The 25,138-nt window shown below is 49.6% G+C and carries 21 protein-coding genes and 1 pseudogene; 8 read left to right on the top strand and 14 right to left on the bottom strand.

Annotation, left to right across the window (positions count from 1 at the left end; genetic code table 11):
• Positions 1 to 18 precede the first annotated feature (18 nt).
• Complete coding sequence (locus MRY86_RS11890) at positions 19 to 1,029, bottom strand: hypothetical protein (RefSeq protein WP_293566001.1); 1,011 nt, start codon at positions 1,027 to 1,029, stop codon at positions 19 to 21.
• Positions 1,030 to 1,235: 206 nt separating this feature from the next.
• On the opposite strand from MRY86_RS11890, the gene panB reads away from it, so the two are divergent.
• The 5 genes from panB (at position 1,236) to MRY86_RS11865 (ending at position 6,846) form a co-directional block, all read left to right on the top strand.
• Entirely contained in the window at positions 1,236 to 2,051 is an 816-nt protein-coding gene (panB, locus tag MRY86_RS11885; protein WP_293566003.1) for a 3-methyl-2-oxobutanoate hydroxymethyltransferase, read from the top strand.
• Positions 2,052 to 2,085: 34 nt separating this feature from the next.
• Positions 2,086 to 3,120, top strand: a complete 1,035-nt coding sequence (gene mltG / locus MRY86_RS11880; protein ID WP_293571501.1) for an endolytic transglycosylase MltG — start codon at positions 2,086 to 2,088, stop codon at positions 3,118 to 3,120.
• 80 nt (positions 3,121 to 3,200) lie between these two features.
• Positions 3,201 to 5,051 carry a patatin-like phospholipase family protein gene (locus MRY86_RS11875; RefSeq protein WP_293571499.1) on the top strand — a complete coding sequence of 617 codons (1,851 nt, stop codon included), beginning with the start codon at positions 3,201 to 3,203 and terminating at the stop codon, positions 5,049 to 5,051.
• Positions 5,052 to 5,087: 36 nt separating this feature from the next.
• Positions 5,088 to 5,786 carry an outer membrane beta-barrel protein gene (locus MRY86_RS11870; protein WP_293565671.1) on the top strand — a complete coding sequence of 233 codons (699 nt, stop codon included), beginning with the start codon at positions 5,088 to 5,090 and terminating at the stop codon, positions 5,784 to 5,786.
• 76 nt (positions 5,787 to 5,862) lie between these two features.
• Entirely contained in the window at positions 5,863 to 6,846 is a 984-nt protein-coding gene (locus MRY86_RS11865) for an aldo/keto reductase (protein WP_363325391.1), read from the top strand.
• A gap of 38 nt (positions 6,847 to 6,884) precedes the next feature.
• On the opposite strand, the gene MRY86_RS11860 is transcribed toward MRY86_RS11865, so the two are convergent.
• The 9 genes from MRY86_RS11860 to MRY86_RS11820 form a co-directional block, all read right to left on the bottom strand.
• Complete coding sequence (locus tag MRY86_RS11860) at positions 6,885 to 8,318, bottom strand: pyridoxal-dependent decarboxylase (RefSeq protein ID WP_293565667.1); 1,434 nt, start codon at positions 8,316 to 8,318, stop codon at positions 6,885 to 6,887.
• Between the two features lie 5 nt (positions 8,319 to 8,323).
• Positions 8,324 to 9,481 carry a galactokinase gene (gene galK, locus MRY86_RS11855; protein WP_293565665.1) on the bottom strand — a complete coding sequence of 386 codons (1,158 nt, stop codon included), beginning with the start codon at positions 9,479 to 9,481 and terminating at the stop codon, positions 8,324 to 8,326.
• A gap of 72 nt (positions 9,482 to 9,553) precedes the next feature.
• Positions 9,554 to 10,522 (bottom strand): alpha/beta fold hydrolase, encoded by a 969-nt coding sequence (locus MRY86_RS11850; protein ID WP_293565663.1) that lies wholly within the window; start codon positions 10,520 to 10,522, stop codon positions 9,554 to 9,556.
• Complete coding sequence (locus MRY86_RS11845) at positions 10,509 to 12,143, bottom strand: CotH kinase family protein (RefSeq protein WP_293571497.1); 1,635 nt, start codon at positions 12,141 to 12,143, stop codon at positions 10,509 to 10,511. The genes MRY86_RS11850 and MRY86_RS11845 overlap by 14 nt, the downstream gene beginning before the upstream one ends.
• 120 nt (positions 12,144 to 12,263) lie before the next feature.
• Entirely contained in the window at positions 12,264 to 13,886 is a 1,623-nt protein-coding gene (locus MRY86_RS11840) for a CotH kinase family protein (RefSeq protein ID WP_293563664.1), read from the bottom strand.
• A 165-nt stretch (positions 13,887 to 14,051) separates the two neighbouring features.
• Positions 14,052 to 14,276 carry a hypothetical protein gene (locus MRY86_RS11835; RefSeq protein ID WP_293563666.1) on the bottom strand — a complete coding sequence of 75 codons (225 nt, stop codon included), beginning with the start codon at positions 14,274 to 14,276 and terminating at the stop codon, positions 14,052 to 14,054.
• Between the two features lie 3 nt (positions 14,277 to 14,279).
• Positions 14,280 to 14,774, bottom strand: coding sequence for an asparaginase domain-containing protein (locus MRY86_RS11830; protein WP_293563668.1), 495 nt, complete (start codon positions 14,772 to 14,774; stop codon positions 14,280 to 14,282).
• A gap of 180 nt (positions 14,775 to 14,954) precedes the next feature.
• On the bottom strand, positions 14,955 to 17,045 hold the full coding sequence (locus MRY86_RS11825; RefSeq protein ID WP_293571495.1) for an insulinase family protein: 2,091 nt from the start codon (positions 17,043 to 17,045) through the stop codon (positions 14,955 to 14,957).
• Positions 17,046 to 17,090: 45 nt separating this feature from the next.
• A complete protein-coding gene (locus tag MRY86_RS11820) occupies positions 17,091 to 18,419 on the bottom strand; it encodes a pitrilysin family protein (protein ID WP_293569263.1) in 1,329 nt (442 codons plus the stop codon).
• Between the two features lie 260 nt (positions 18,420 to 18,679).
• On the opposite strand from MRY86_RS11820, the pseudogene MRY86_RS11815 reads away from it, so the two are divergent.
• Positions 18,680 to 19,012, top strand: a pseudogene (locus MRY86_RS11815) (sulfatase-like hydrolase/transferase); the annotation flags it as partial.
• Positions 19,013 to 19,504: 492 nt separating this feature from the next.
• Here MRY86_RS11815 and MRY86_RS11810 read toward each other — a convergent pair.
• Positions 19,505 to 19,891, bottom strand: a complete 387-nt coding sequence (locus MRY86_RS11810; protein ID WP_293571493.1) for a GxxExxY protein — start codon at positions 19,889 to 19,891, stop codon at positions 19,505 to 19,507.
• Between the two features lie 327 nt (positions 19,892 to 20,218).
• Between MRY86_RS11810 and MRY86_RS11805 the strand changes: the two genes are divergently transcribed.
• Positions 20,219 to 21,550 (top strand): phosphatase PAP2 family protein, encoded by a 1,332-nt coding sequence (locus MRY86_RS11805; protein ID WP_293571491.1) that lies wholly within the window; start codon positions 20,219 to 20,221, stop codon positions 21,548 to 21,550.
• Between the two features lie 52 nt (positions 21,551 to 21,602).
• Here the strand turns inward: MRY86_RS11805 and MRY86_RS11800 are convergent, their stop codons facing one another.
• Positions 21,603 to 22,229, bottom strand: a complete 627-nt coding sequence (locus MRY86_RS11800; protein ID WP_293571489.1) for a TetR/AcrR family transcriptional regulator — start codon at positions 22,227 to 22,229, stop codon at positions 21,603 to 21,605.
• A gap of 78 nt (positions 22,230 to 22,307) precedes the next feature.
• On the opposite strand from MRY86_RS11800, the gene MRY86_RS11795 reads away from it, so the two are divergent.
• Positions 22,308 to 23,114, top strand: coding sequence for a hypothetical protein (locus tag MRY86_RS11795; protein ID WP_293571487.1), 807 nt, complete (start codon positions 22,308 to 22,310; stop codon positions 23,112 to 23,114).
• A gap of 115 nt (positions 23,115 to 23,229) precedes the next feature.
• On the opposite strand, the gene MRY86_RS11790 is transcribed toward MRY86_RS11795, so the two are convergent.
• Together MRY86_RS11790 and MRY86_RS11785 are read right to left on the bottom strand one after the other, a co-directional pair.
• Positions 23,230 to 24,051, bottom strand: a complete 822-nt coding sequence (locus tag MRY86_RS11790) for a hypothetical protein (RefSeq protein ID WP_293571486.1) — start codon at positions 24,049 to 24,051, stop codon at positions 23,230 to 23,232.
• Positions 24,048 to 24,548 (bottom strand): hypothetical protein, encoded by a 501-nt coding sequence (locus tag MRY86_RS11785; RefSeq protein WP_293571484.1) that lies wholly within the window; start codon positions 24,546 to 24,548, stop codon positions 24,048 to 24,050. The genes MRY86_RS11790 and MRY86_RS11785 overlap by 4 nt, the downstream gene beginning before the upstream one ends.
• Positions 24,549 to 25,138: the final 590 nt, after the last annotated feature.

The following is a 25,138-nucleotide window of genomic DNA, read 5'->3' as shown; positions in this document are numbered from 1 at the left end:
GGAAAAGAAATAATCCTTTTAGTTAAAATTAATATCTCTTGTGAATATACCATTCTCCAGGGAATCTCGTGCTTCTCCACCTAAGCGCAAACCACGGCGCCTCAACTGGTAGCGAGAGGTAAAAACCCCCAAACCGCCCTCAATATTGGTGTATACGGGAATGTTCTGTGCCGAAGTAATTCCTGTATTGGCCTGTTCTACCAAAACATAGTCCCTAAACTCTTCACCGGCCCCGGTAATTACGATATCTATGTAGTCAAACAACCGGATCTCGCCCTGGCTTGGCGGGATGGCACTACCCAGGAAGGAATAAAAACTCTGACCTGAGATATCTACTTTTTCCCTTTCACTGTCAGCATCTTCCCGTAGAACGGATTTATTCACTACCCACTCCACCGTTTTCGGGACCGGTTCCATCATTTCCCCAGGCGTAACTTCCCGGTAGTGGATGATAAACCGTACATCAAAAATCCTTGCTTCCGGGCCTGGCCTCCAAGCTACCGACAGCAACTGATTATAGCGCCATCTGTTGATATTGGGAGAGGGAGACGAGCCTACGGAATCGATCTCGTTCAACACAATTGTCTCTGCTGTTGCAGGAGAAACCTCATCGCCCCGCTCTACACGGATGGAAACCTCATCACCACCCTCCAGATTAGCCTCTTCAGCGCTTATTTTATAAAGGACGTTTGGAGAATTGGCAAATAAGCCGTCCTCCTTGGCGTAGCCTTCGTTTTCTCCATTGACCCGTTCCAGCACAAAGGAGGTCCCCTGTGTAAGGTTTTCCAATACTACGGTAACCTCATCATAGTAAATGGAGTCACTATTTTGGGCAATTTCCAATGCATCTCCTCCGGGTTCAAGGAAGGCTTTCTGGACCCGGACATAATGTGCCGTGTCCTGAATATTGAGAAAACCGTATACAATGGGAATATCTTTCCACTCTGCTTCCAGGTTCACTTCAGTAGAGCATGCGCTCCAGCCCATCACCAGAACCAGCAGTAAAATAGTAGGCTTGAGTAATTTCATTCTAAAAAATTATGCAGTAATCGTTAAAGCAAACGCAAAGGTAATCTAATTACCTTCAATAACACAAACGACATAAACAGGCATTGACGTTTAAAAGACGGAATTGTTTTTTGCTGCCGCTAACCTGATTCAACCAAAGGCCGCCCAATATTTGTTTGTCAAACGGAATTGAGCCTATATTGTGGCTCCAAAAAAAACTGGAACGCATGTCCGTCAACAAAGATATCAAACGAATGACCACTCACGTCATTCAGGAAATGAAAGAGCGGGATGAGAAAATCACCATGCTCACAGCTTATGACTTTTCAATGGCGCGCATCCTCGATGCTGCCAATATTGATGTACTGCTGGTAGGCGATTCTGCATCAAATGTTATGGCTGGCCACGAAACCACGCTGCCTATTACGCTTGATCAAATGATCTACCACGCTTCCTCGGTGGTCCGGGCGGTCAAACGGGCGCTGGTAGTCGTCGACCTGCCCTTTGGTTCCTATCAGGGCAACTCCCGCATCGCGCTGGAATCCACCATCCGCATTATGAAGGAATCCGGGGCCCACGCCGTCAAGCTGGAGGGCGGTGCCGAAATTCAGGAGTCCATCAAGCGTATCCTGTCGGCAGGCGTGCCGGTAATGGGGCACCTTGGTCTTACCCCGCAGTCCATCTATAAATTCGGCACTTATACCGTGCGGGCCAAGGAAGAAGCCGAAGCCAATAAGCTTATCGAGGATGCAAAGTTGTTGCAGGAACTGGGCTGCTTTGCCATCGTACTGGAAAAAATCCCAGCCTCCCTCGCTAAGCGGGTGACAGACAGCATCGACATCCCCACCATCGGCATCGGCGCCGGCCCTGATGTCAGCGGTCAAGTCCTGGTCTCCCATGATCTTCTAGGCATCACTAAAGATTTCAAACCACGTTTCCTGCGGCGTTACCTCGACCTTTTCGATGAGATCAAACGTGCAGCTGAGCAGTACGGCGATGATGTACGCTCCGGGGATTTCCCTAATGAAAAAGAGCAGTATTAGAAGAAGAACGGGCCAATATTAAAAGACGAACACTATGAAAAGAGCTGTGAAGACCACGCTGCTGCTCCTGACAGTAGCCATCATAGGAACGGGGCTGTATCTTTATAATGCCTTTCTGGCGAAAGTAGCAGTGCCAGAAGGGCTGGACAGTTATATTGTAAAAATACCCACCCAATCTACTTTTGAAGAAGTTGTTGATTTGCTGAAGGCACAGGATTTTATTCAGGATGAGCAGGTATTCCGGGTACTGGCAGACCGCATGGCCTACGAGCGCGCGCTCATGCGCCCCGGCCGGTTTGAACTGCAGCCTGGCTGGAACCACATTGAGCTTATCCGGCATTTGCGCAATGGTCCGCAAGCCCCTTTGAATGTCGTACTGCACAATGAGCGGCTCATTGAAGAAGTAGCAGGGAAAGTCGCTGGTTTTTTAGAACAGGATTCCATGGCTTTCCTAAACCTGATGCAAAATGAGGCTTACCTCGACTCCATCGGCTATACTCCGGAAACCCTGATGAGCCTGTTCATCCCTAACACCTATGAATTCTATTGGAATACCGTTCCGGAAGCCTTTATGGACCGCATGATCAAAGAACATGACCGGTTTTGGAAACAAAAGGACCGCCGGGCGAAAGCCGCCAAGAAGGAAATGACGCCCGCCGAGGTCTACACCCTGGCTTCCATCGTGGAGCGCGAGACCCTGGTCAGCACCGAAAAACCCCGAATGGCTGGCGTCTACCTCAACCGTCTTCGTATTGGAATGCCCCTTCAGGCCGACCCCACCGCCGTTTTTGCCCGGCGCGATTTTAGTACGCCCAGGGTAACCGACTATCACACGAAATTCGACTCGCCCTACAACACCTACCTTTACGCAGGGCTGCCTCCGGGCCCTATCTCCATGGCGTCCATTTCAAGTATTGATGCGGTGCTTAATGCTGAGGACCACGAATACCTTTACTTCTGCGCCAAGGGCGATGGCTCTGGCTTGCACTCGTTTGCCAGGACCCTGTCAGCTCACAACCGTAATGCCGCAATTTACCGGGAAAACCTGCGGAAGCGGGGGCTGCGATAATTCAGTTGTTGCATTTCCAAAAAAGCCCTAGCTTTGATGAGGCGGGTTGGTGATCTGCCTCCTAAACCTCAAATACAATCATGGCTGAACAACAGAAAGTCTTTAAAATTGGAATTGCAATGGCGGGGGCTGTCTCCGCAGGTGCTTACACAGCTGGTGTCATTGACTACTTATTGGAGACCCTGTCTAAATGGGAAGGCGCTAAAGAGCGCAACAAACAATTGGGAAAAGACCACCCGGAGTACGACCACAGCGTGCCTATGCACGATGTAGTCATTGAGGTGATGGGGGGCTCTTCTGCCGGTGGGATGACAGCGGCAATTACTGCGCTTGGCTTATTTGAAGGGTTGCGCCCCATCAACGATGACAACCCGAATAAGGAACAAAACAAACTGTACGAAGCTTGGGTCAACCTTAACGATAAGGGAGACGGCAAAATGTCTACCCTGCTACAGATGCTTCAAACTGAAGACATTGAAGAGCACGGTGGGGTTATTTCTCTGCTCAATTCCAAGCCCATAGACCAGATCGCCGACCGGGCTGCTGAGCTCAAAAGGATCACGAAGTTACCAGATTATATCGCTCCGGATTTGGAGGTCATTCTCACCATTACAAGCCTGAGAGGCATTCCCCTGGCTGTAAACTTTTTCGACGAAGTCAAAAAGCAGCGGGCATTCAGCGAACCCCCAAAGCCGGCCCACCGCATGTACCTTCACAAAGGTATTGCGCATTTTAAAGTGAATACGACCGGAGCCGAACACCACAGTCACACCCTGCCTTTCAATCCGGAACAGGAGATAGACCGGGCTACGCTATTGCAATGTGCCAAGGCCACAGGCGCCTTTCCCCTGGGGCTTGCTCCAAGACATCTGACCAATACGCAGACCCCCTATATCCGGGCGATGGTAGACCGCATGTTTTCGCCCAAGCGGCACGAGGAAGGGGAGCTGCCTACACAGGGGCTGCGCATCCAAATAGAGGAAGATACGTTTGACTTTTACGCTGTTGACGGCGGCACCGTGAATAATGAACCTTTTGGGGAAGTGATCCGGGCACTGGAGGAAAAAAGCCAGAACGACCCCGGTCAGAATTACGCGGTACTCATGATTGACCCTTTCCCCAACTTTGAAGGGGAAACGCAGCAGGACCGGGAGGAAACTCCAAAGTTGATTGAGCTGGTCCCCAAAGTCCTGGGCGCAATCCGGGGGCAGGCCATGATGAAAGAAAGCGACTTGGTCGGCGGCTTGTCTTCTGACCATACCCTGCGCATGATATTCCCCTCCCGCCGGGAAGGCGATCAGAAGGACCCCTACCCTATTTCCTGCGGTTCGCTTGATGGTTTCGGTGGTTTTTTTAGCCGGGGCTTCCGGGAACATGATTTTGAGCTGGGCCGCCGGAATTGCCAGAGTTTCCTACGCAATTACTTCTGCATTCCGACCTCTAAGGCAGCGGAGCAAGATAGTGTCTTCCGGGACTGGGATGCAAGCGACGAGCGCCACAAGCGGTTCTACAGCGAATCCGTAGATGGGTACCCTATTGTACCGGATATGAACTTTGACCAACGAAAAAAAGATAACCCGGAAATTCCTCTTCCGGAGCGTCAGCGCCTCAAGCCTTCAGAGCTCATCAGCATTGAGGGCAATATCCGCCACCGCTTGCGGGAGGTCTTCCTGAATGCCGATAAGTACGAAAAGCCGGAGCCAGTACCTGAGCAGGAAAAACTAAAGGCAGAGGTACACCAAATCCTGCAACACCACAATCACAAATCGGTAAAGCCCAGCCTATTCGGTAGCTTCATTACCTGGGTGCTGAAGGGAGTTTGGAAACAATGGGGAGCGGGCATCGCTGCCAACCGGGCCACCAACGCAGTGCTGAAGGCCATCCTAACCGATTTTCAAAAACGCAACCTTCTGGACCGTGACGGGCAATAATCCCGGGAGAATTGAGTTTTTCCATAAAAGTTGTTTATGCAGAAAACCGGATTGCTTCTTGCCGCATGCTGCCTGGCCGGCAGCCTTATTGCACAGTCAGAACTTAAAGTCGGTGTCGAGCTGTTCCCAAATATCAGCCACCGCAGGCTGGTTGCCCAACTCAATGACGTAGATCCGGCTGAAACCCAACGCCTGGAGAACCTCGAAGTATCCCGGTTTTCCTATTCTGCGGGCTTAATGGCACAGTGGCGCAACGAACGCATTGCCTTCAAAACCGGCGCCTATTTTGTGGAAAGCGGCTACCAAACCCGGCGTACGGAAGTCGACCTGCGCGATGATATACCTGACGGTGCCGAAGATCAACGCACCAACTACGTCCACTACTTTATAGAGATCCCGGCTGAACTCCTCTTCTACCAAACGCTTAATGACAAAAACGACTTTCTATTTTCCATGGGAATTTCCATGGCTGTCAATATTGCGAACCGGGAGCGCATCACATACTACACTGATGACATTTCAGAACGGATAACGCAAGAGCCCGAGGGCGATAACTTCTCCGGGTTGGGCTATAGCTTCATTTCCGGGCTGGGCTGGGAGCACCATTTCAACGGTTTCACCACTATGATACAGCCAACCTTCCAGTTTTGGCTCAGCGGGCTGCTCAACGATCCACTTGAACAGTACAACCGCAATCTCTACTCCGTTGGGGTGAGAACCGCTGTGAAGTTTTAAGCAGCACTGCTCTAAACAATCTCTTTCCGGCACGGGTTGCTTTGGAAGAATAACCAACCAAATTCAATCTATGGAAATGCAATACCGCCGGCTCGGCCGGTCCGGACTACAGGTGAGCGCACTTTCGCTGGGCTCCTGGCTGACATTTGGCAAACAAATCAGTGATGAGACAGCAGAATCGCTCATGGTAGCGGCTTACGAAAGGGGCGTTAACTTCTTCGATAATGCAGAGGCTTACGCCCGGGGCAAGTCCGAAATTGTGATGGGCAACATCCTCGCTAAGCAGAACTGGGACCGCAGCTCCTACGTGGTCTCCAGCAAAGTATTCTTCGGAGACGGTGGCCAAAAGCCCAATCAGACCGGGCTCAGCCGCAAGCACATCTTCGAAGCCTGCCATGCCGCCCTGAAGCGGTTACAAGTCGACTACCTCGACCTGTTTTTCTGCCACCGCCCGGATAAAAACACACCCATTGAGGAAACTGTATGGGCTATGAACCACCTCATCCAGCAGGGAAAAATACTGTACTGGGGTACCTCCGAGTGGTCTGCTCAGGAAATCATGGAAGCCCACATGGCAGCGCAGCGCCTCAACCTTATAGGCCCTACGATGGAGCAGCCGCAGTACAATATGTTTCACCGGGAAAAAGTAGAAGTGGAGTTCAGTCAAATTTATAAAACCGTTGGGCTGGGCACCACTATCTGGTCACCACTGGCTTCCGGTGTCTTGACTGGCAAGTATCTGGATAAATTTCCAGAAGGCACCCGATTGGGCATGGAAGGCCTTGAGTGGCTCAAAGATCTTAGCCTTACGGAAGAGCGTCTCGAAAAAGTCCGGAATCTTAGCAAAATTGCTAATGACCTGGGCACCTCTATGCCTAAACTCGCTATTGCCTGGTGCCTGACCAACCCTAATGTAAGCACTGTAATCCTCGGTGGCTCAAAAGTCAACCACCTGGAAGAGAATATTGATGCGCTGGAGCTTGTCCCTCAACTCAATGAGGAGATTCTAAACAGCATTGAAGAAGTCCTGGGCAATAAGCCTGCTCATCCGACTTTCTAAACAGGCCTAAAGGAGCTAGCCCCGCAAGCAACGGTTGGTCACCCTAATTCCGAAGCCTTGCTGGCAATCAGCGTCAGCAAGGCTTCTATATCTTCCCTGCCCGTGTGTGGATTGGTAAGGGTGACCCGAAGAAAAAGCCCGGTTTTGAGCTGGGTCTGCACAATGTAAAAGCGGCCATCTTCCAGCAGGAACTGCCGGATACGAGCGTTTAAGCCATCAAGGTCTACGCCAGGCTTCACGTAGCGAAAACAAACAATATTGCAAGCCGGGTCAACCGCCAGTTCGAAGTCAGGATGGGCGCGGACCAGGCTCGCAAACAGGGCGCCATTTTGCATGACTTTGTCCAGGTAAGCTTCCCACAATTCAAAACCGTAGGTCCGCAGCAAAGCATACACCTTCATGCCCATCATCAGCTTGGTGCACTCGAAGGTGCGCTTGGCCAAATTGTACCATTCCTGTTTGGTTTGTCCGGACCAGAGGTATTGTGCCCGCTGACTAAATGTCCGGTAGCTGTCCGACCCGTTTCTAAAAATCAAAGCTGTAGCAAGGACTGGCGTAAGCAGCATTTTGTGAAAGTCCATGGCCACGGAATCGGCGCGTTCCAATCCGTCCACAACAGGCCTGTACCGGGGCGAAAGCGATAGTGCCGCACCGTGTGCCCCATCGACATGCAGCCACAGCCCTTCCGCCTCGCAAAAATCAGCCAGTGCATTCAGGTTGTCGAAAGAACCAGTGGAAGTGGAACAGGCGCTGCCTACAACGGCGATAACTTCCAGCCCCTCTTCTTTGGCCTGCGCCAGGTACTCAGGCAGGCATTCGTACCGCATCCGGTAGTGGCCGTCCACAGGGATTTTGATGATGCCCGCTTCGCCCCAGCCCATTATCCGAACAGCCCGGTCTACGCAATAATGCGCTTCTTCTGACACCATGAGGGCAAGACGCGTTTTATGACCACCCTCCGTCCATATTGCCCGTTTGCTTTTCACTGCTCTGGCAGCAAGCAGTGCAGTTAGGTTAGCCAAAGTGCCCCCTGAAGTCAGCACGCCACCGGCATTTGGGCCAAAGCCCATTCTTTCGGACACAGCGGCTATCACCTGTTGCTCAACAGCGGTAGCAGACATACCCATTTCGTAAACGGCCATCCCATTGTTGAGCAGGCCATCCAATAAGCTGCTCAGGGCAGCAAGCGGAGCCGGCGGGCAAACCTGATGCCCCATATACCGAGGGTGCTGTACCTGCACGCTGCGTGATAAAATTTCCTGAAAAAAAGAAATGGGGCTGCCCGAACCGTTGATCAGATCATCCTGCCAGTAAGTGGCTTGTTCTCCAGGAGGCAAATAAGCAATGGCTTGCTTCTCCCGGCCCTGAACGGATTTCAAGTGATCGGCGAGCATATCAATCAGCTCATGCCCCATGGCCCTAAAATTCTCCGGGTCGTAGGCCGACTGTAAAATGTCTGTTTTTGAGCTCATAGCTTTTAACCTCTGACGATATCGGTGCCATCCACAATTTCAAGCTCGTAGTGCTCCGCCTGTATGGAAAAGGCCCGGTAGTATTCCTTTTTGACATACTTCAGGAAGTCCTCTTTGGCTGATTTTTTCACCAGGTTTAAGGTACAGCCACCAAAGCCTCCGCCCATCATGCGGGCTCCGGCAACGCCTTCGTGGCCTTTGGCAAGTTCCACCAGAAAGTCGAGCTCGCGGCAACTGACCTCATACGCTTTACTCAATCCTTCGTGGGTGCGGAGCAACAGCTCGCCAAGGGCTTCCATTTCACCGTTGGTCAGCAGGTGCAGCGCCTGATGCAAGCGTTCGTTTTCCTCGATGACGTAACGGCAGCGCTGGTAAACGACTGCCGTAAGGTCTTCCCGGCAGGCCTCCAGCTGTTCGAGAGACACATCGCGCAGGGATTGAATGCCTTCAAACTTTTGGGCTACGGCTTCCGCCCCTTCGCGGCACTCGCGTACCCGGTCTTTGTAAGCAGAATTGGCCAGCGCATGTGATACGCCCGTATTAATGAGCAGCAATTCATAATCCTTGAGGTCCAGTTGTACATACTCATACTGCAGGGAGCGGCAATCCAGCTTAATGGCCTGCCCGCGTTGCCCCAGCAAGCTGGCAAACTGATCCATAATGCCGGAAGGAATGCCAAGGAAATTGTTCGAAGACCGGTGGGCCAGCTGTGCCAGTTCCTGACGGCTTTTCTGAAGATTGAAAAGGCTGCAAATGCCTAATGCGAAACCGGCTTCAAGCGCTGCGGAGGAGCTCATGCCGGAGCCAATGGGGAGATCGCCGCCAAAGACGACGTCCACGCCTTCCAGCAAGATGTCTTCCTGCTGAAGCTGATCCAAGATGCCCATGAGGTAATTTGCCCAGCCTTTGTCGGATTTTTTAATGTTGTCTAGCGAAAACTGATAGGAATCGTTGATATCGAGGGCATGAAAATGGCACTCGTTGGTTCCGTTCTCGGCAATGGCAAAGTAAATGTATTTATTGATTGAAGCGGGCAGCACGAAGCCTTCGTTGTAGTCGGTATGCTCACCAATGATATTGATGCGCCCGCAGCCCTGCACCAGGAGAGGCTGTGAAGAGAATTTATCACGAAATGCAGAAGCTATATTTTCGAGGGTGTTCATCCCAATTTTTTGCGCAAGATAGAGAACTCCCGGTCATTGACCTGAAAGAAATAACTGAAATTTAGCTCCCCGTTAGTTTAAGTAATCTTCCAGGAACTGTATCGCCCGGTACTCAGACCAGGCATAAGGTTTCCGGGGCAGCGTAAACCCAACATGGCCGCCACTACTCGGTCGCTCCAGGAAGAGCTTGGGGTGGTCTTTGCAAAGCTCTACCGGTGAGCAGGCAGGTGGCAAAATCGGATCATTATCGGCATTGACCAGCAAGATGGGACGGTCGGTACCGCCCATGAAGTTTTTGGCGGAAGCCTGCCGGTAGAAATCTGCTGCGTCTTTGTAGCCGCCTAGGGGTGCGGAATAGTGCTCGTCAAAGTCGCGCCAATGCCCGACTTCGCCTAGTTTTGACAAATCCAGGCGACCGGGGAAATCTGCTGCTTTATCGGCCACTTTTTTACTCAGGCTTTTGAAGAAGCGGCGCTTGTAAAAGCCGTTCCCGGGCAATTCCAAAGCATCTACGCTGGCTTTAAGGTCACAGGGGGAAGAAAAGGCAATCCCGCCAATTACGGCTTCCGGAACTGCTTTCCCCTGAACGCCAAGGTATTTCATAAGAATGCTCCCTCCCATGCTGAAGCCAATGAGCAGTACTTTTTCGTAGTCTTTGGTTTGGAGCGCATGTCCGATTACTTCGCCAATATCCCCAATCTCACCGTGGTTGTAAAGCCGGAAGCGCCGGTTCATCTCTCCGGAGCAGGAGCGGCAGTTCCAGGCCAGCACATCCCAGCCTGCCTCCGAAAAGCGATTGGCCATGCCCATCATGTAGTGGCGTTCGCTGTTGCCTTCCAGCCCGTGGGACAGGAGCACTAAATTGCGGCTGCGGTTGTCTACCCAGTCCAGGTCTACAAAATCGCCATCTGACAGGGTCAGGCGCTCCCGCTCATAGGTGGTCTGCACCTTGCGTAAAATGGCAGGGAGTACGGTCTGAAGGTGCCCGTTGAACTGATAACGGGGTGCTCGCTTATAGGTCGATTCTTTAATCAGAGGCATCTGTGGTAGCCGTTGTATGGTATTCGAATGAAGCGCGCTCAGGCGAAAGGGCAGCCGTCCGGTCGTTTTCGGCCACCACAAAGTACTGAATGGGTTGCTCCTTGTCCTTATGCGGGACAATGACGCCGAAAACCTGGTCCTCTGCCATTTCATCCCCGCTCGCACCATCGTCTAACATTTCAACCGCCCTGAAGTTGCCCCGGGTACCGTTTCTATAAAACAGCCAGGCTCGAGTTGCCCCTTCCAAACGAGCGGCAAAAATCGCCTCTCCGCCTACATCGATATATTCAATGGTATCAATTTTTGGGGGCTCATGACCAACCAAAGGGTGGTTTTGCAAATACTCAGCCCGGGGCTCCATGAGCTCTGTGATCCCCACAATATTGACTTTATTGGCCCGAGCTGATTCGTAAAGGTTTTTCTCGAAAGCTTTGGCATCGTAGAGCTTATTGGAGTCTGCTTCCACGAAGGGGCGGATCCGTTCCTGCATGCGCATGCCTTCGTACAGGTAAGTGCTGTCAGCGAAGAAATCCTGAACGATGGTCCGGATATGGGCAGCATACATTTTGCGGTACAGGTCGTTGCCCAGTAACTCCGTAATCAGAGGCCGCTTCTTGTTCTTTTGCTTGTAATGGATAAACGGACTTAGGGTCTGCATATCCTCCAGTCCCAATGGCTTACCCAGCCCGTCGTAGCGGAAGCCGCCAAACGACAGGTTGAGGTCCCAGATAATGGGATGAAAGACACCGTCTTCATCCTGATACAAATAATAGTTGTGGCAAAAACGCCCGGTATAGCTGTCCAGGTTAACCAGCGTGATATTGAACGCCAGCATCCAGAGTGCTTCATCCACGGCGAGTACGGAGTCGATTTTATCAGGGTGGTTATTCAGTATATCTGTCAGTGCTACCAGTTGCGCCCATCCGGAATCCGACTTCATTTCATAGTTGCCTTTGTAGCAATCCGGATCGGGGCCAAGGTATTCCAGGGAAGACTTCTCCCCTTTTGCACAGCCTTCGGGCGCTTCATAGCTCCAAACCGGGTCGCACTTGAAGAGCACACCAGTCTCGTCTTCGTAATCACCGCCAAAGAAGCGTTCCAGCAACTCTTCATCGATGGACTCTGTATTATTGTATAGCCCGAAGTACTCATCGTTTATAAAGACGCGGACGAAATTGGCCCTCGGAGAGACCATGTAACGGTTGGCTATTTTATAGGAAAGCGCTTCCCGGAGGAAAGAAGGGTCCCTGAAAACGTTGCTCAGTTTGAGCTTATCGTAGCCGCCTGGCATCTTGTGGTCTTTATGCGTCTCATTCACGTCGATGTTGAATGGCAACTTGGCGTAGTCGTTTTTCCGGACGTTAAAGTAAGAGCTGTTGCCTTTGTATCGGACCCCCGCTCCTTCGTAGGTTTCTCCTGCAAACTTCACCGTTGCGATCAGCCGCTGATCAAGGCCGGCTTGCTTTAGGGAGTCCAGAATATCGTCCCAGTTTTCTTCCTCGAAGTAGATACGGACTTCCCGGATGGAGTCGGGGTTGTAAATATCAATTTCGGTATCCTGCCCGATAGCCGGGAGGGACAATACCGAAGCCAACAAAAAGAACAAGAAAAGTCGTTGCATAGGTTTGGTCAATTGAACCCTATCAAAAGAAAATTGCGAAGCAAACATTAGCTGCTTGCTTCGCAAATTCAGGAATTCTGGCGGCAAAACCTACAGGCATGCACCAAATTATTTGTTTTCCTAGTTATTCAGTTCTTCCAGAGTAGCCGTATGCTGTTCGAACATATAACGCGACGGGCTGAAACTGGCAGCGCGGGCGTTCTCAGCGTAGATGTAGTACTCAATCTGCGTCGCGCCCCCCTCCGGTTTGACAATTGCACCGAAGACGCCATCTTCCGCTTCACCATCGTTATGCCGGCCATCATCGGCCATTTCTACCCGCTTAAAGGGCTTGGTATTGTCGTGCCGATAAAATAAGGCTACTTCAGTAGGGAACTTCTCAACTTTAGCCTGAATCTTGAACTCCCTGACCCGCTCGGCGGAGAATTGCTCTCGTGAACTCACCGTTACGTCACCGATATTGGGTGGTATAACCGCCAGCACTACATCCTGCTTTAGGAAGTCCGTACGCGGTGTCATGAGCTCCTGCAGCCCGGGGATACGGCTGCGCTTACCAATGGTCTCGGTAAGGCTGTTGTCGAAGTCCTCCATGGCGTAATAGCGGTTCTCATCTGCCTGAAAATCCTCACGGATGAGGGCCTGTAGCTCCTTCACCCGCTCCAGGTACTGATCCTTACGGAAGACCTCATTCACGATGGTGCGGATGTGGTCCAGGTACATTTTCTTGTAGTGCTCATCCTTAAGCAGCTGGCTGATGAGTGGCTTTTCTGCGTTGTTGACATGCAGCAGCGGGTCCATTTCCTGTAAATCCTTGAGCTTAAGGTCAGAGCCTACGCCCGTATTCTTGTAGCTGCCAAAGCAAAGGTTGAGATCAAACACGATGGGGTTGAACTTCCCCTGATTGTCCCGGTAGAGGTAATAATTTTCGCTGTAGCGCCCGGTGTAGCTGCTGAGATTGGCCAGTACGTTGTTGTACGCCAGCATCCACAGGGCCTGATCCACATTGAGGACGCGGTGCACTTCATCCGGCTTTTTGTTGAGCAGGTAGGTCAGCTCAATGAGGTCGTCCCAGCCACTTTCAGAAAGCAGCTGGAAGTTGTGGAGGTAGCACTTGGCGCTTTCGTCAAACTGCAGGCTGCCGAACACGTCTGCCTTGCAACCGCTGGGCTCATTTTCCACAAGGTTAGGCGCACAGCGGATGAACGTCCCCTCATCCGTACCGTAGTTGCGCTTCAGGAAGGCATCGTCGATGGGCTCCACATTCACAAATAAGCCATAGTATTCGCCATTGACCATCACACGCGCATAGTTGGCAAGGGGGGCAGGCATATAGCGGCGGGCAATTTCGTACCCAAACACCTCGCGTACCATACTCGGATCACGCAGCGCACTGGAGAGTTTGACCGTGCCGCGCCCCTGGTAGTTTTGTTCCTTATCGATGTAGTTGAGCTTCAAATACAGGCTATTGCGCTTATTGCCCGGCTGAAAGGAGCGGCTTTCGCGGTAACGCACCCCAATATCATCAAACTTCTGGCCGTTGATTTCCACGGTGCCGAAAAGCAGCCCATCACCGTTAAAGCGCAGGGAGTCCAGTACATAGCGCCAGTTTTCCTGCTCAAACCTGATTTTGATTTCCTGAATCGTACCAGTATCGTAAAAATCAGAAGTATCATCTTGAGCCCATAGTGTTGAGTAAGCCCCGAAGCAAAAAAGGCTTAGTAGGATCAGCGTTGTTTTTTTCATATTGAAGGTGTGATGTGATTTTCAGGATTTTGTTTTGGGTATAATCACCAACGGCTCCTGAGCGCTGACAAATTATACTTTTTTCATTGCAATATTAAGAAATTATGCTGACGATAGAAGGCTATATACGGGCAAACCCATCCCGCAACAAACCTAATTTTTCACTCATTTGCCACTCAGCTGCACAAAATGCAGGTATAGATTAACCACCATAATAGCGATGATGGCAAGTGCACCTATGCGCATCCACCCGGCATTACGCTGCCGGAAGGCCTCTGCCTTTTTTCTGGATTCCGGGTCACCGGCTTGTACCCGGCCTATGCTAAACAGGTACAGGTAGACCCCAAAGACCAGGAAAATCAGTTCCATCAGCAAGCCCAAATATTCCATTCGCTAGTTGTTTAGTTCCTCAAAAAAACCAGTCTTTTTGTTCTTCACCACATTATCCCAGTGGAAATAACGCCCGTTCATGGAGACATAAACGCCTGGCTGCAGCGTTTGCACGAACGCCAGCGCACTGCCCAGGTTGAAAAAGCCATCCGAAGAGGTCCCGAAAGCATAGGGAATCATTGCCCCGGTAAGTACGATGGTCTTATCCTCAATATTTCGCCTGGCCAGGAATTGTGCTGTTTCAACGAGCTTATCGGTACCGTGTGTGATGAGGATTTTATCGTAAGGGCACCGCTGACAATTGTACGCAATAATTTCCCGGTCCTCTTCCATCATATCCATGCTATCCACCATCATCAGGGTTTTAACATTGACTTCCAGCGTGCACCGGCCTCGCTCAAACATGCTTGGCAGATGGGTATCCCGAAAAAAAAGGCTCCCTGATATGTAGTTGTACTCCTTGTCGAAAGTACCGCCGGTGACGTAGACCTGAATCATTATTGCTGTTTTTGCACTTTGCGGCAATAATACGACAATTGGCTACTGCCACAAAGTACCAGCCTGGGATTAATACCGCTTCTTTATCAGAATGCAGGTTTTGTGGTTGGTTACAATAAAAATAACCCTGACTGCCACAGAGCGGGCAACCAGGGTTATGCCGTCTCAAAAAGAAGCAAGCTATTCTTTTTCTACCACGAAGATTGCGTCTTCAAGACCGGTATTGATTTGCACCTCCTCCACTTTCATCGTCAGGGGTACCGGTGCCATACCTTCTGTTTCGGTCTGGAACGGGACCATCATCCCATCCACTTCCTGATAATCACTAAAGCTGTTGGTGACGGTAACCGAGCCCTGAGGGCCATCCTGTACGGTCACAGCTTTCAGCTTCAGTCCGCTTTCGATGCCGAAATACTCGGTACTCTTGCTTCCATCAGGGCTGGTGATTTCAATTTTATAAGCTGGCTCGCCGTTCACTTTTTCAGCACCGGTAAGCTTAAGCTCATAGTCTTTTTTGTCATAAGACAGTTCCGGGTGGATCATCGCCTGCGATTTGAAAGCATCAGCGTCTTCGCCTTCCAGGACTTGCTTCTGACCCATGGCGCTCACCATAGCTTTTTCGCCATCGTAGCGGGTTTCGTTCACCACAGAGCCATTCATCTCCACGGTCATGGCCATTTTGCCAGTTGCTTTCTGCTTCATTTTCATGGTCAATGCCATGCCTTGGATGGTAGCCCCCATGGTCATGCTCATATCTTCCACACTTTCGAGCTTTTCACGGCCACCGATCGCTTCAATATAGTTTTCAATCACATCCATAGCGGTCAGCCCTTCCGGAACGGTCAGGCCAGCTTTGTCAAGTGGGCGCCCCTGCTTGTCGTACATCATCACGGGAGCTACGCGCTCCAGGGGTTCTGCCACTTCACCGGCATTGCCCACCACAACGATATAGGCCTGGTCTGGCAGCAAGTACTTCTGTGCAGCTTCCTGAATGCGCTCCGGCGTTACGGCTTCAACCTGTTCCAGGTAGGTCGCATAATAGTCCTTCGGCAATTTGTACCGGGCAATATTCAGGGCAAAGCGGGCAACTGTTTCCGGGCGCTCTGTACTCCGGGCGAAACTACCGAAGATAAAGCTCTTTACACTGTTCAGTTCTTTTTCCGAAACAGGCTCGGTGCGAAGGCGCTTCAGCTCGCCCAGCATTTCCACTACTGCGCTGTCGGTCACCTCATTTCTGACATTGCCACCTGCGGCGAAGTAACCAATGACTTTGTCGTACTGAAGGGTAGACCGGACGCCGTAAGAATAGCCTTTGTCTTCACGAATATTTTGGTTCAAGCGGCTGGACAAGAGCCCACCGCCGAGGATGGTGTTCAATACGTTGGCTACAATCGCATCATCCGAGCCGGGCTTCAGGTTGACCGGGTAAGTGATATTGAGGATGGACTGGGTTGCGCCGTCTTTGTTCACCAAAGCCACCTGTGCAGCTTCGGGCGCCTTCGGGCGGGGGTAAAACTCGCGGGCCACGTTCCCTTTTTCCCAGTCCCCAAAGTACTTTTCTGCCAAGCTGCGGGCTTCGTCTACTTCGATGTCACCAATGAAAGCCAGGTAGCTGACGTTCGGCTTGAAGTTTTTGTTATAGTATTCCTTCAGGTCCTCCAGCTTAATATTCTCCAGTGATTCCTTCGTTTCTATTTCGCCGTAGGGATGGTCTTCGCCGTAGGTCAGCACATCAGAGACGGTGGAAGAAATATAGCTGGGGTCTGAAGCCTGAAGCGCCAGAGCGGAAAGCTGCTGCTGCAGCAGTTTTTCAAATTCTTCTTCCGGGAAACTTGGGTTGAGCACGGCATCAGCCATCAGCTCAATGAGGGTTTCCTTATGTTTGCTCAGCGCTGTGGCATAGGCACCGCCGCTGCTTGTGGAGAGGCTTGCGCCCATGAAGTCAACGGCTTCATCGATTTCATTTTTGGTACGGTTTTCTGTGCCGCGGCTCAGCATTTCGCCGGCCATGCCTGCCATGCCCACCTTATCACCCTCAGCTTTTGGGGGCACGTCGACCAGGAGTTGGAAAGTCACCTTGGGCAATTTATGGTTTTCCACTACAATAACTTCCAAGCCGTTGTCGAGCTTAAATTGCTGGTATTCGCCAAACTCAATGCGGGGCGGTGGGCCGCCTTCCGGTGCTTTCTTACGAAAATCTTCGTCTTGCGCCTGCAGAGCGGTCGTGGCCAATAGCGCGACAACGAGGTATAATAGGGATTTGAAATTCATATCTTGATTCAGGTTTTTGCTTAAAAATTAGGTTTTGGAGTCTGCTTACGGCTGAGCAGGCTTAGGCAAGTAGTACAGCGCCACCCGGTTATCAGGCACCAGGTACTGTTGTGCGACCCGCTGCAGGTCTTCCCGGGTAACGGCCTTGTATTTCTCCAGCTCGGTGTTGATCAGGTTGGCATCATCATAAATGGTATGATAGGTAGCCAGGCTATTAGCGATGCCAAACATGGAGGCATTATCAGTAAAGAAGCTGGCTTCGATTTGATTCTGCAGCTTTTGGTATTCCTGCTCTGAAATCAGTTCCTCCCGGACCTTCGCTGTTTCAGCATCCATGGCTGCTTCCAGGTCTTTGGCATCTGTGCCGGCGCTCGCTATCGCAAAGGTCATGGACAAGCCTGGGTCTTCTGTGCCATCTGCAAAGTTGTAAACCGCCAGGGCTTTTTCCTGCTCGTCCACCAGCGCACGGCGCATACGGGAGCTCTCCCCCTGTGATAACAGCCGGTTGAGCATCTGAATGGCGTAGGCATCATCTTCAGTTATGGATGGAATGCGGTAAGCATGGATAACGGCCGGCAACTGGATTTGGTCGTAGACCGTGTCCCGCACTTCGCCATTTAGAGCCGGCTCCTTAATTTCCGGGCGGTAAAAGCTGCCTTTTTTAGCAGGTATGGTGCCAAAATACTGGTTTACCCACTTTTTGGCCTGCTTGGTCTCAAAGTCTCCGGCGATGACCAGCACAGCGTTGTTGGGCACGTAGAAATCTTTGTAAAAGTTGACGTAGTCCGATTCCGTTGCTGCATTCAGGTGGTCCATAGAGCCGATCGTCGGCCACTGATAGGGGTGTTTTTTGAACGCCCGCTTCAGTGCTTCCATCCGGAACGTACCGTAGGGGCGGTTATCGTAGCGCTGCCGCATCTCTTCCTTGACCACCTCCCGCTGGGTTTCAATACCCTTATCCTCTACTTTGGCGTGCAGCATGCGCTCGGATTCCAGCCACATGCCCAGCTCCAACTGATTGGAAGGCAGGATTTCGAAGTAACAGGTGACATCCGAGGTCGTGTAAGCATTTAGCGTACCGCCCGCGTCCTGAATGTACTTGTCAAACTGGCCGCGCTCGATGTTCTCCGAGCCCTCAAACAAAAGATGCTCAAAGAAGTGGGCAAATCCGGTGCGGTCAGGGTTTTCGTTTTTGCTCCCAACGTGGTACATCACCGCAATGGCGACAATGGGCGTAGTCTTGTCCTGGTGCAGGATAACATCCAACCCGTTATCCAGTGTGAGCTGTTCGAATTCAATGGCGCGGTCCTGGGCCAGCAGTCCGGTCCCGAGAAGTACGCCGCTAAGTAGAAAAAACAGTTTTCTGAGCGTCATATTGATATTTGGTTTGATATATTTTTTCAATAAGGTGCAATTTGCAAAACGTATTGCACTTCACGAAGTGCTATAGAGAAGTCTTAGATATCCAACGACTAAACCCCTGCTTTTGATTACATACAGGAAGAACAATGCTCAATTTTATGGCTTTTCTTCTATATTAAATCTTTGCAAAGACCCTTTAAAGATGTCCCGAACAATCACTGGTTTTCTCTTTTTGATGGCCTGGTCATGCTGCTTAGCCCCGATGTTGGAGGCCCAATCTCATCATCATTATGGCAGGTGATCAGGGTTGGGGTGACTTAAGCCTGCACGGGAATGCCAATCTCAGCACTCCAACTATTGACAGCTTAGCGGTAAATGGGGTTCAGTTCGACCGGATTTATGTTGATCCGGTCTGTTCGCCCACCCGGGCGGCAATGCTTACCGGGCGGTATGCAGTACGGGGCGGTGTTTACGCGACTTCTGCCGGTGGCGAGCGGCTCGACCTTGATGAAAAGACCCTGCCAGAGTATTTCAAAGCTGCCGGCTATGCCACCGGTGCTTTCGGCAAATGGCACAACGGCATGCAACCGCCCTATCACCCCAACACCGGCTCGCCCTTTCCGCGAAGGATATTCCCGGTACTCAGGGCTTTGATTTCCGGCTGCTGCAGCTGGATCGAGTAAAGACTTACAATAGCCCGTAGACCAACCGTGAATTTTGTCTTCTTCCTGATCCTTTTCACCGTTACAACTAAACAAGCAAAGCCTCATTTACCCAAAAACCAAGCTATGATCAAGGATTGGAAGCTGCTGCTGGTAATGGGCAGCATTTTGCTTTTTACAGGCGCACTGAGCGCACAGGCCAAGTGGGACATTTCCGGTACACAGGCACGTCCCCAAACAAATTGATCCTGATCATACAAAGCCTTTTGGGCTGGGTGCTTTTCTGCTGGCGGCGGTGGAGGTGATGGGGATACTGTAGGTTGGTGAGTTTCTTTTTTACCACGGAAGACGCGGAATACACGGAAGATATGGAGTTTTCTTTCTACCAAAGAATACACGGAGGACATGGAAGGACTGGGCTATTCGGGCTGTATGCTATTTTATAATTCTTTCTATTCTCGCCTTGGGGTAGTGCCCAAAATTTACCAAAAACCCTAGCCGAAAACCAGTAGCCTTCAAATAGTTGTGCAACTGGGCCCGATGCTCATCCGCGATTTCTTTTACCGCTTTCAGCTCTATGATAATCTTGCCGTAACAAATCAAGTCTGGCCTGTACATAGTATTCAGCTTTTCCTGTTTGTAAAAAAGGTCGAGTGCAGGCTGTGAAACAAAGGGGATTTGCTGACTACGCAACTCCCTTTCCAAACACTCTTGATAAACCGCTTCCAAAAAACCAGCACCCATTTCCCTATAGACCTCAAACACAGCCCCCCGTATCCGGTAACTCTCTTCCTTGTACAATAATCCTTCCTGATTGTCCATATTCTATATTTTTTAAACCTCCCTAATTTCAGTATTTTCTGCGTATCCCGTGGTTACCCATCCCCCACTTCCGTGTTTTCCCCATATTCCGTGGTTACCCATCCCCATTTCCGTGTTTTCCCCGTATTCCGTGGTTACCCATCCCCCATTTCCGTGTTTTCCCCGTATTCCGTGGTTACCAACCCCACTTCCGTGTTTTCCGCGTGTTCCGTGGTTACCCCCCCCCATTTCCAATCCTAAATATCCAAAATTCCCAAAAGACTTTTAAGCCATTCCACCCAGTATTGGTTAATATGAAGTATCCCCTTTCTCAAAAAAAAACGATTCATGTACATCTCTACTCATTGCTCTACCCTACTCTTCGCACCCATATTTTGCCTAATCGCCATACTGATTGCTCCATCCCCAGGGCACGGTCAAATGGGAGCTTCCGGATATTCGCCCTTCAAGTTTGAACTACAGGAATCAATTCCTACAGTCCACGAGGAAGCGCTGCAGAGGGAAATCCCAGATATCACAGCAGCTCAGCAGCAGATGAAAGCGGAGGGTTTATGGGCGGTACGGTACTGGAACAACGCCTATCCCGCTTACCGCTGGCACCAATTACTTATGCAAGCCAGCCGGAACCATAAAGGGCATAAAAATGGAGGCCGGGTGGCCATTCTACATCTTGCGGTCTATGATGCTACCGTGGAAGTTTGGAAGCACAAACAGGCATATTTACGTAAAGCAGCCTACCATTACGATCAAAGGGTGAAAAAGCTTGGGGCAGAACCGGAGTATTCCTCCTCCCTTTGCGAATGGAGTGCGGCAGCCGGCGCAGCGCATCAGGTCATCGGATATTACTTTCCGGAGCAACAGGCGATGTTAGACAGCCATCTGGTGGCTTTCAAATCAGCCCGACTGGCTACAGGGCTGGTATTCCCCTTTGATATTGAACAAGGATTGGAAATTGGCCGGAAGATAGCTCAACAGTACATCGAGTATGCCAAAACCGACCGTACAGACCGCCGCTGGGAAGGGCAGGTGCCTCAGGCGGATAGCCTGTGGTCAGGCAACCCCAGCCCCTGGGACCCGATGAAGAAACAATGGAAGCCGCTCACCTTGGAACAAGCGGATCAGTTCCGGCCCGGACCACCGCCCACCGACTGGACTGCTGACATGGAGGAGCTCCGGCAATTCAACGCTGCCCACCAAAGCAGCACCATAGCCTGGAAGTGGAAAAGCGAACCGGTATGGGACTTGTTGGTCGAACGCAAAATTTTAGAATACAACCTGAATCCTCTGGAAGCTGCTTTTGCGAATGCCGTTTTCCACACCGCCCGATTCGATGCCATCATTGCGGCATGGGATGGGAAATACCACTACTGGGGCATCCGCCCGTTTCAGTACGACCCTTCCTTTAAACCTATTCTGATTGATACGCCGAACTTCCCGGGCTATCCTGCCGGGCATACGACCGTTGCCGGGTCCATAGCCAGAGTGCTCTCGTTCCTGTTCCCCGGAGATGAAACTTTGTTTACAGCGCTCGCAAGGGAGTGCTCAGAGTCCCGATTTGAAGGAGGCGTGCATTTCCGTACGGATAATGAGGTGGGGCTGGAAGTCGGCGATCGGGTTGGGCGGCAGGTGCTCAAAGCATTTACTGCAAAGGGGGATTAATTATAAAAGTCTAGTTTCTTGTTGTAGTCCCTACTCTTTTCATATTGACTAACTAGGGTACCATTATTGGCATTGAGTTGAACTCCTTCACTCCTTTTTTAGTCAAATAGGGGCGGAAATGACACATGAGCAGATAGGAATATTTTTCCAGTCTTTCTTCTTTCGACAAGTCGTCATAAATCGAAGAAGACACCAGCCAATGATCACTAAATATTTTAATTAGGGTAATTAAATGGTCAAATTCCTTTTCGTGCGCTTCAGGCCTGATCAATTTGAGGGTAACCATTTGGTTTATGACACTTCTATACATCTCCGAACGCACTCGTTCAACAGATTTAATGGTTGCACTCATCTTTGGAAATGAAGAGCAGATGTACTGCAAGTCTTTAAAAAGAAACCGGAAATCGTAGACAACAGAGAATCCCGTTTTGGTGGAGCGGTATAGTGTTGTCAGGGGTGATGTGTCAAGTTTGATCTTCTTATTATGTTCTACCGCCTTCCGGAGCAATTGGTCATGAAGCCCCAAAATGATATCCTCCTGTGCTGGATAATGATAGATCAGATTGCTATGGCTAATCCCCACCTCTTTTGCAAGTTGCCGGATAGATACGTTACTTACCCCATCCCTGTTGTATAGGTCAAGTGCTACGTTGAGAATTTTTTGTTTTGTTTTGTTCATTTAGTCCAGTTGGTCTAAAAAAGTAGTACATTTGGTCTAAGTTAACTAATTTGACTTTTAGTACCGAAACAAAATAGGATGAAGAGGATACAGTTATTTGAAATAGAGGATTTTGAGTGGCTCCCGAGTTCCATTCGTAATAGCGTGACTAACTTGATTATGATTTTGATGAAAATGATGAATACCAGGGAAGTGCTTGGCGAGCTCATTTTACAGGCCCGGAATAAACACAGCTTTAATAGGATTGTGGATCTTGGCTCTGGCTCAGGAGGAGCTATGCCGGAGACCGTCAAATTTTTGAATGCAGCATATACAGAAAAACCTCTTGATCTTTTACTCACAGATTTGTACCCCAATCCGACGATAGCGCGCCGATTCAATGAAAAAAAAGATAGAGTTTCGTATTGCGAAATTCCCGTTGATGCAGTTTCGCTAGCTCAGTCGCCCAAGGGTTTAAAAACGATGATCAACAGCTTTCATCACATGCCTCCCGATAAAGCCAAAAAAATTCTTCATTCAGCTTCAGAAAGCAAGCAGCCGCTTTTGATTTTCGAACTTGCTGAGAACAAAATGCCGCTTGTAATATGGTGGATGTTGCTTCCTGTTTCTTTATGTGTTCTCGTAATAATGAGTTTATTCATGACTCTCTTTGTCAGGCCTCTTACCTGGCAGCAAATCATATTCACTTACCTCATCCCTATCGTCCCGCTATGCTATGCATGGGATGGTCAGGCTTCTTATCCAAGAACCTATTCGTACAATGATGTGCATACCATGCTAGAAGACATACCAGATAGCGACTATTGCTGGGAAGTTGGCCCTGGAAAGAAGCGGAATGGGAAGCATTCAGGGTACTATATACTGGGGTATCCGAAAAGAATTTGAGTAATCGCTAAGGATTTTTTTTAGAAAGTTAGGTAGGGTAATGTTTTTTTCAGCAATACTACAGGGTACGCAGGGCCGAAAGATTACAGCACGTTGGAGGATACCACAGACCTTTTCAAAAGCCCTCGGTTTTCATAGCATCTATGATGTCGATTAGAAATATTTGATCCATTTTTTCGACGTAAGGGTCAAACATTTTTACTCCATTTTCATATTTTTCTTTTGCAAGTTTTATGTTTTCCAGGTAACGCTTCTCGTCCCCCAGTGCCTTATATACCAAAGCCGTATAGTACCTGTTTTCCGCGATATCATTTTCTAATGCCTGCTGCTTTAAAGCACGCAGAGCCAATGTAAATTTCCCCATTTCCAGGTAAAGAACACCCAAATGCAAATAATCATATATACCAACGTTATGCGTGCTGTCACTCAATTGTCGTTCAAATATCTGTAAGGACTCATCCGGTTTCCCGATGGCCTTGTAAGACAACGCTTTGATAATATTGAGGTGATAATCGCCATTTTGGGAATACCCAATGTCATAGTCGATCAGGCTATCTAACAGTTCAATATCTTTTATAGCTCCCGCATAATCTCTAAAAAACTGATAGCGGCATGAAGCCCGATAGAATAGTTCCCCTTCCGGATCGTATTTCACGGCTTTGTCCATTAGCTTTTTCCAGGTGATAAAATCACCGCTTTTCAGATATGCAGTAGATTTAACTCTGTATGCGTAAGCGAAAGTAGAATCGATCGCAAGCGCCTCATCGAGTGCTTCCTGGTAAGCTCTGCTGAACTGATAGTGCCCCCCTCTTTTTTCAGCAGCCTTACAAGCCGTATACTTTAATTCGTCTCCGCTATACTTATAGGCATTACAGTTTGGCTGAGCAGCTAAAAGAGAGGACATGACGGCTAAAACAAAAATCAGAAGGATTCTCATGGCAAAATATCAGTTAGGTCTCCGTTGTTGATCTTAAAGATTAAATATTGGTAATAATCCCGGCGCTTGCCATCTTTGGAAAGCACGGCCCAACCATCCAATGATTTGGCAATCTTTAATAACTGGTCGGTGATCCGTTCATCAAAAATTTGTTCCTGGTAATCTAAATCGGAGCCTATCATTCTATATCTTCCGGCCTGTCCCTGGCAGTTGACAATAAAACGGATTCTTATCCAACCACTTTGAGCTGTTTCTACTGGCCGGTACGCTTCTTTAAATCGTTTGCGCAGCGCTGTCTTCTCCCCTTCATACTGAAGCCCCTGCCCGAAATGGAAGTACTGTTGGACCAATTTTTCACTGCCACACAACTGGAAATCGCTGGCATCCATTTCAGGGTCGAACTCAGCGTCGCCGACCCATCTTAAGTATTTAGAATCCTGGTCGTATTGAGTACACCCCGCCAGAAGTACGATTGCAATGATGGCTATTCTTTTCATTTTACTGTAGGTTCATCACCAGCGTTTTTTATTTGCTCATGAAATTAAGCGTTCGGTTGATCAAGTATCTTATGATAACCTCGATTTAGGCTCTGGTTCAATTCTACTACTTGTCATTCTTAGGGTATGACCTCTTGAAATGCGATAGAACAAAGCGCGAAAATGGCGAACTAAAAGTACGCTGGCTTAAATTTCATTACGTCAAAGTTTTCAATCAATGACCTTAAATGTTACCAAAACCCTGAAAATCGAAAATCTGGTGGTGAACCTAATGTTTTATACAATTTGACTATTCTATCTCGCCGATTGCTGTTTTGACGAACTTAGCTCCTCGCTTAATATGAATTACTCTAATTACAACTACGTCCTTTGCTTTTTCTTCGACCCGATAAATTATCCGGTATACTTTCTTAGCCAATATCTGTCTCAAGGTAATTGGCTTATCAGGCTTTATTGACTCCTTTACTGGTGACCTGGCATCTGGCATTTTCTCTAAGTGTATGTTTGGAGCAAACGAGAGTTGATAATCAAAGAGTTGTGGTTATGACTAAATGGAAAAATGCGCGTTTGGCGGGTCAAATAAGTATTTT

The organism is Phaeodactylibacter sp., from assembly GCF_022763345.1.
Taxonomy (GTDB): Bacteria; Bacteroidota; Bacteroidia; order Chitinophagales; family Saprospiraceae; genus Phaeodactylibacter.
Note: the sequence above shows the minus strand (reverse complement) of the source record. Positions and strands in the feature narration are given on the sequence as shown.

Coding starts and splice junctions, on each gene's coding strand:
- MRY86_RS11810 (WP_293571493.1), bottom strand. CDS start 19,891: ATGGACAATCAGGAAGGATTATTGTACAAGGAAGAGAGTTACCGGATA.
- MRY86_RS11785 (WP_293571484.1), bottom strand. CDS start 24,548: ATGAAAAGAATAGCCATCATTGCAATCGTACTTCTGGCGGGGTGTACT.
- MRY86_RS11790 (WP_293571486.1), bottom strand. CDS start 24,051: ATGAGAATCCTTCTGATTTTTGTTTTAGCCGTCATGTCCTCTCTTTTA.
- MRY86_RS11825 (WP_293571495.1), bottom strand. CDS start 17,045: ATGAATTTCAAATCCCTATTATACCTCGTTGTCGCGCTATTGGCCACG.
- MRY86_RS11800 (WP_293571489.1), bottom strand. CDS start 22,229: ATGAACAAAACAAAACAAAAAATTCTCAACGTAGCACTTGACCTATAC.
- MRY86_RS11865 (WP_363325391.1), top strand. CDS start 5,863: ATGCAATACCGCCGGCTCGGCCGGTCCGGACTACAGGTGAGCGCACTT.
- MRY86_RS11850 (WP_293565663.1), bottom strand. CDS start 10,522: ATGCCTCTGATTAAAGAATCGACCTATAAGCGAGCACCCCGTTATCAG.
- galK (WP_293565665.1), bottom strand. CDS start 9,481: ATGAACACCCTCGAAAATATAGCTTCTGCATTTCGTGATAAATTCTCT.
- MRY86_RS11820 (WP_293569263.1), bottom strand. CDS start 18,419: ATGACGCTCAGAAAACTGTTTTTTCTACTTAGCGGCGTACTTCTCGGG.
- MRY86_RS11845 (WP_293571497.1), bottom strand. CDS start 12,143: ATGCAACGACTTTTCTTGTTCTTTTTGTTGGCTTCGGTATTGTCCCTC.
- MRY86_RS11805 (WP_293571491.1), top strand. CDS start 20,219: ATGTACATCTCTACTCATTGCTCTACCCTACTCTTCGCACCCATATTT.
- MRY86_RS11835 (WP_293563666.1), bottom strand. CDS start 14,276: ATGGAATATTTGGGCTTGCTGATGGAACTGATTTTCCTGGTCTTTGGG.
- MRY86_RS11890 (WP_293566001.1), bottom strand. CDS start 1,029: ATGAAATTACTCAAGCCTACTATTTTACTGCTGGTTCTGGTGATGGGC.
- mltG (WP_293571501.1), top strand. CDS start 2,086: ATGAAAAGAGCTGTGAAGACCACGCTGCTGCTCCTGACAGTAGCCATC.
- MRY86_RS11840 (WP_293563664.1), bottom strand. CDS start 13,886: ATGAAAAAAACAACGCTGATCCTACTAAGCCTTTTTTGCTTCGGGGCT.
- panB (WP_293566003.1), top strand. CDS start 1,236: ATGTCCGTCAACAAAGATATCAAACGAATGACCACTCACGTCATTCAG.
- MRY86_RS11875 (WP_293571499.1), top strand. CDS start 3,201: ATGGCTGAACAACAGAAAGTCTTTAAAATTGGAATTGCAATGGCGGGG.
- MRY86_RS11795 (WP_293571487.1), top strand. CDS start 22,308: ATGAAGAGGATACAGTTATTTGAAATAGAGGATTTTGAGTGGCTCCCG.
- MRY86_RS11830 (WP_293563668.1), bottom strand. CDS start 14,774: ATGATTCAGGTCTACGTCACCGGCGGTACTTTCGACAAGGAGTACAAC.
- MRY86_RS11870 (WP_293565671.1), top strand. CDS start 5,088: ATGCAGAAAACCGGATTGCTTCTTGCCGCATGCTGCCTGGCCGGCAGC.
- MRY86_RS11860 (WP_293565667.1), bottom strand. CDS start 8,318: ATGAGCTCAAAAACAGACATTTTACAGTCGGCCTACGACCCGGAGAAT.